Raw genomic sequence first — 4,941 nt, forward strand, 5'->3', positions numbered from 1 at the left:
CTTTGTAGCCATGACTAATGTTACATATCACCAGTACTTGGCTGACGACGACGTCGTTTCGATGGTACAGGTCCTTTATTAGCATTCGCATTACTGATAGCAATCTTGTTAGCATCTATCTGGCTGCTCATGTTTTGATTACTAGTTTCTTGTTTATTGGCAATCTGTTTGTTAGCAATCTGAGCACTTTTATCAGACTTAGCACTTGATGCTTTAACAGATTCTGGTGCTTTAGCAACAGCGTTATCAGTAGAATGAATAGCTGGTTTAGGTGCTTTTTTTGTATACTTGTCCGCTGGCTTCTCGTTGCTATTAATGTCTATTTTCGCTGCTTTTTTAGTGGATCTGACTTTTGCTGCCACGCTAGCATTGTCAATAATAGTAGGCTGACGACGATGGCGCTTATGCGGTATCGGCTCATTATTCATACTGATTAGTGCAGGTGACTGCGCAATAGTACGATCTGCATAAGCGCCTGTACGCGTATTATTCGAAGTCGACTCTGTCGGTATATTAGTACCTGAGGTAGCCTTTGAATCATCCACTTTCACAGCAACAGCTTTTGCCTGTTGCTTACTTGTTTGATTCTCTGTAGACGATTTTTCGGCAGCTACTTTTTGAGTAGTCGCTTTTTGCGTCGCTTTAGACACGAAGTTATCTGCGGCGGATAGCTGCTTTTTCAGAGGCGGTACAATGTTGCCATGTTCAATAACAAACAGTGGCGCAGGTTTTGACGTCTGTTGCTGATTACTACCATTATGGCTAGCCAAAGACAACTGCTGCAACTGTGCCAACTCATGATTATCTTGTGTCACTTGCGCTGCACTATACCCCTTGCCTTTACTATTAGCAGAAGTATGCTGACTAGCACGGCGACGGCGTGATGGCACGTTTGAGGCATCGTTGACCACTGCGGTTTTTGCATTGCTCAACGTTTTGTCTTGATAATCATTATCTAATTGATTGAGCTTAGCATTATCACTTGCGTGCTGCGGCTTTTGGCGATTGCGTCCACGACCTCGCTTATAAGCACCGCGACGGATATTTTCATCAAAGTCATCAATCGCTTGATCTTGTTGCTGCTCACTCAAGGTTTGATAGGTCTGCCACCACTCGCCCATACCATTGGTCGATTCTGATAGTGGATGTTCAGCATCGCCGCACTGCTCGCGCAATAGCAAGAAATCAAAACCGGCGCGGAAACGTGGATGCTCAGAGAGCTGAACAATCTGCTTGCTACGCGGCGCGGCTAATTTTGGCTGCAATATCCAAATATCACGGATAAATTGTTCAGCAAATTTCGGGATGGCGGTCTTGGTACGCTGACGGTCGATGACTTTACTCGCCGCATGCATTTGCGCATCAGCAAAAGGCATATTGCGCTTTTTGGCTTTTTCTAATTGATGGAGATAATTTTCCCACAGCAACGCCGCATAAAAGAATGCCGGATTGATACTTTTGCCAGCGCCAATACGTTTATCCGTATTGATAGCTACTTGCTGTACAAGCGCGCTCGGCTCAGCAGGCGGATAAATAATAAGGCTATCAATCGCCCCTGATTCAAACAATAACGGCAGCAAGGGTACTAAGTAACCACCGGTAAACATCTTTTGCGTTTCATCATAAAGACGATGCGGAGAAATTTGCTCAAGTAATGACCAATTGCCATCATGGAACTGTGCTGCTAATTCGCTATCAAAGTCAAAGCCCAATTTGGCTTTGAAACGCAAGGCGCGCAGCAATCTGACCGGATCTTCTTCGATACGAATCGGTGCATTGCCTAATAGGCGAATGATCTTATTATCAATATCTTCAAGCGCACCGCAAAAATCATGAACCACCCCTTTGAGTGGTTGATAATAAAGGGCGTTGATAGAAAAGTCACGACGGGCAAAGTCTTGCTTGATATCGCCCCAGACATTGTCGCGCAGAATCATACCGTCTTGATTGGTATTAGAATCATTAATTGGTGGACCACGGAAGGTGGCTACTTCGATAAGCTCACGCCCAGAGTACACATGCGCCAACTGAAAACGGCGACCGATAATACGGCAGCGCTTACCAAAGACGTCTTTAATCTCATGGGGCTTAGCATCAGTGACTGCATCAAAGTCTTTTGGACGCAGGCCTAGCAAGGTATCACGCACACCGCCACCGACGATATAGGCGTCAAACCCAGCTCGGGTTAGGGTTGCAATCACTTCGGTAATGGAATTGGGTAATTCAGATTTATTCAGTTCTAACTGCTTGGCGGCACGCTCGGCCATGCATCTACTCCTTGCCTTTATTCTTAACCACCCTGACGGACACAGCGTCAATCAGGCGGATGTATCTGCTAGTTTAACAAATTTTGGCCATGGTGGGTGTATTTAGACATTTACTTACATGCTATTTTGTCAATATTAGGGTTAATTAAAGAAAAATAACGTGATTAATCTTGCACGATTAAACGTCCACGATTTTTCTCAACCGTTTTTGCACCAATGCCTTTTACCTTTGTCAATTCATCAACCGTTTTAAAGCCACCAAACATCTCACGATATAGGATAATCGCTTGCGCTTTATTGCTGCCAACACCATGTAGTAACGTCAGCTCACCTTCTGTCGCCCGATTGATATTAATGATTGACTGATTGCGTGCTTGGGTTTGCGCTGTCTCTTGCGCCAGTAGGTAGTTATAAGCACTTTGAGCATTATCAAAACAAGGTGCTGCAAGGACAGGATTAGATAGCATAGAACATAGAACCATTAAAAAGCTGACCACTTTTTTAAGCAAGTTAGCGACCGGCCATTTAATTAATGCCCGTTGAGTAAACGAGTAGTTATTAGTCGCGTTCATATTGTTTCGCCGCTTCCCATAACGCATCCATCTCATCAATATTACTGTCTTCTAAACGCTTGCCAGCAGCGGCTAATTGGTCTTCAATATAGCCAAAACGCGATTTAAACTTATGCACACAAGTCAATGTTGCTGTTTCGGCATCAAGGTTCAATTTGCGTGCCACATTAACCAGTGCAAACATACAATCACCAAGCTCTTTTTCAATGTCATTAATATTGGCTTTGCTTATGTTATATTTAGCAGCATCTTTTGACTTATCTACAATCTCAGCCCTTAGCTCACCTATTTCTTCATCAAGCTTATCAAAGGCACCGCTTATACCTTCCCAGTCAAAACCCAGTTTTGACGCCTGCTTTTGTACATCCTGCGCTTGCATGAGTGCGCTGCCTGCTTTGGTATTGTCTAAACGACGTTTGGGCTTACCACGCGCTTCGCGTACTTGCTGTTCTTCCGCCTTGATTTCATCCCAACGTACTTTCACCGCAGCATCATCTTTAAGCATTTCTGCCTCAAATACATGCGGATGACGACGAATTAGCTTTTCTTGTAAAGTAGTAATAACGTCACCGATATCAAAACGCCCTTGCTCAGCATACAGCTGACAATGGAACACTACTTGCAGTAGCACATCTCCAAGCTCTCCTTTGATATCCTCATCATCATCGCTTTGTACCGCCTCACCTAGCTCATAAGCCTCCTCAATTGCGTAAGGAATAAGGCTGTGATTGCTTTGTTTTTTATCCCAAGGACAATCGCTACGCAGGCGCGCCATCAATGCCAATAAATCGTCCAACTCACCACTGGCAGCTGGTGTTCCTTGTACAGGCTCAGGTACTGAAACTCGGTTTTTTAGAATACTCATAAAAATGCTCTTATATTTTTTGTTGGTCATTGAGTCGAATAGTCACCGCATAATAGAGTGCCATATCTACGACCTACTCATTTAGTAGTTAGTGTATCATTGAACGCTGATTGGCTTATAATCCTGTCATTACTGAATCATTTCTAACTGCTTGCGCGCAAGGAACCTTATTATTATGTCCACTTCTGCGACTGTTGGCTATCAGCCAGCCACTGAATTTAATCCTATTATTATCAATTCGTTTAAAGCGTACGATATCCGCGGTGAGCTTGGGGTCAATCTAGACGAAGACATTGCTTACCGTATCGGACGTGCCTTTGCACAGATTTTATTCCAGCGTTATAACGCAGATGATGCCACTACCGAACTACAAAACTTAAAGCCAGCTATCGTTATTGGTAGCGATATCCGTCATTCAAGTGAGCAGTTAAAACAAGCCGCCATCAAGGGTATGCTAGACGCCGGCGTCGACGTGATTGATTTGGGTATGACAGGTACGGAAGAGGTTTACTTTGCTACCAGCTACTATCAAGCGTTGGGCGGTATCGAAGTCACCGCCAGTCACAATCCTATTAATTATAATGGCTTAAAACTGGTAAAGGAACATTCAAAACCGATTAGCGCTGATGATGGTTTGGCAGAGATTCAAGCTTTGGCAGAATCTGGACAATTTACCACTGAAAATATACTAGGTAAATTGCAACTACTAACGGATAAAAGCGCCTATATCGACCATGTGATGACTTTCATCGATACCAATAAATTAAAGCCATTAAAACTGGTGATTAATTCAGGTAATGGCAGCGCAGGTCCTGTCGTTGACTTATTAATCGATAAGCTTGCACAAGCTGGCGCGCCGATTGAAGTCATTAAACTGCATCATACGCCTGATGGCAGTTTCCCAAATGGCATTCCCAATCCTATGATTGAAGCCAACAGAGTCGCCACTCAGCAAGCTGTGTTAGAAAACAACGCCGATCTTGGTATTGCCTTTGATGGGGACTTTGATCGTTGCTTTTTATTCGATGAGCATGGTGATTTTATTGATGGTAGTTACATTGTCGGTATGCTCGCGCAAGCATTCTTAAATAAGTATCCAAATGAGTCGATCGTCTATGACCCACGTGTCATTTACAATACTGAGGCAGTTATTAAAGAACATGATGGCAAGGCCGTCATCAGCAAGTCTGGACACTCTTTTATCAAGCAAGTCATGCGCGATTCAGGTGCAGTGTAT

Annotated in this window: 4 protein-coding genes; 1 reads left to right on the forward strand and 3 read right to left on the reverse strand. The window is 43.8% G+C overall.

Annotation, left to right across the window (positions count from 1 at the left end):
• Positions 1-20 precede the first annotated feature (20 nt).
• The 3 genes from pcnB to mazG all read right to left on the reverse strand — a co-directional run bounded on the left by pcnB (position 21) and on the right by mazG (position 3,704).
• Positions 21-2,267 carry a polynucleotide adenylyltransferase PcnB gene (gene pcnB / locus VLN09_RS10465; RefSeq protein ID WP_325246280.1) on the reverse strand — a complete coding sequence of 749 codons (2,247 nt, stop codon included), beginning with the start codon at positions 2,265-2,267 and terminating at the stop codon, positions 21-23.
• A gap of 164 nt (positions 2,268-2,431) precedes the next feature.
• Positions 2,432-2,839, reverse strand: coding sequence for a ComEA family DNA-binding protein (locus VLN09_RS10470; RefSeq protein ID WP_325246282.1), 408 nt, complete (start codon positions 2,837-2,839; stop codon positions 2,432-2,434).
• A complete protein-coding gene (mazG, locus tag VLN09_RS10475; RefSeq protein ID WP_325246284.1) occupies positions 2,826-3,704 on the reverse strand; it encodes a nucleoside triphosphate pyrophosphohydrolase in 879 nt (292 codons plus the stop codon). The genes VLN09_RS10470 and mazG overlap by 14 nt, the downstream gene beginning before the upstream one ends.
• A gap of 175 nt (positions 3,705-3,879) precedes the next feature.
• On the opposite strand from mazG, the gene VLN09_RS10480 reads away from it, so the two are divergent.
• Positions 3,880-4,941 (forward strand): phosphomannomutase CpsG (locus VLN09_RS10480; RefSeq protein WP_325246286.1); only part of this gene is annotated, 1,062 nt, incomplete at its 3' end.

Source organism: Psychrobacter sp., from assembly GCF_035469765.1.
Taxonomy (GTDB): Bacteria; Pseudomonadota; Gammaproteobacteria; order Pseudomonadales; family Moraxellaceae; genus Psychrobacter.

Coding starts and splice junctions, on each gene's coding strand:
- pcnB (WP_325246280.1), bottom strand. CDS start 2,267: ATGGCCGAGCGTGCCGCCAAGCAGTTAGAACTGAATAAATCTGAATTA.
- VLN09_RS10470 (WP_325246282.1), bottom strand. CDS start 2,839: ATGAACGCGACTAATAACTACTCGTTTACTCAACGGGCATTAATTAAA.
- mazG (WP_325246284.1), bottom strand. CDS start 3,704: ATGAGTATTCTAAAAAACCGAGTTTCAGTACCTGAGCCTGTACAAGGA.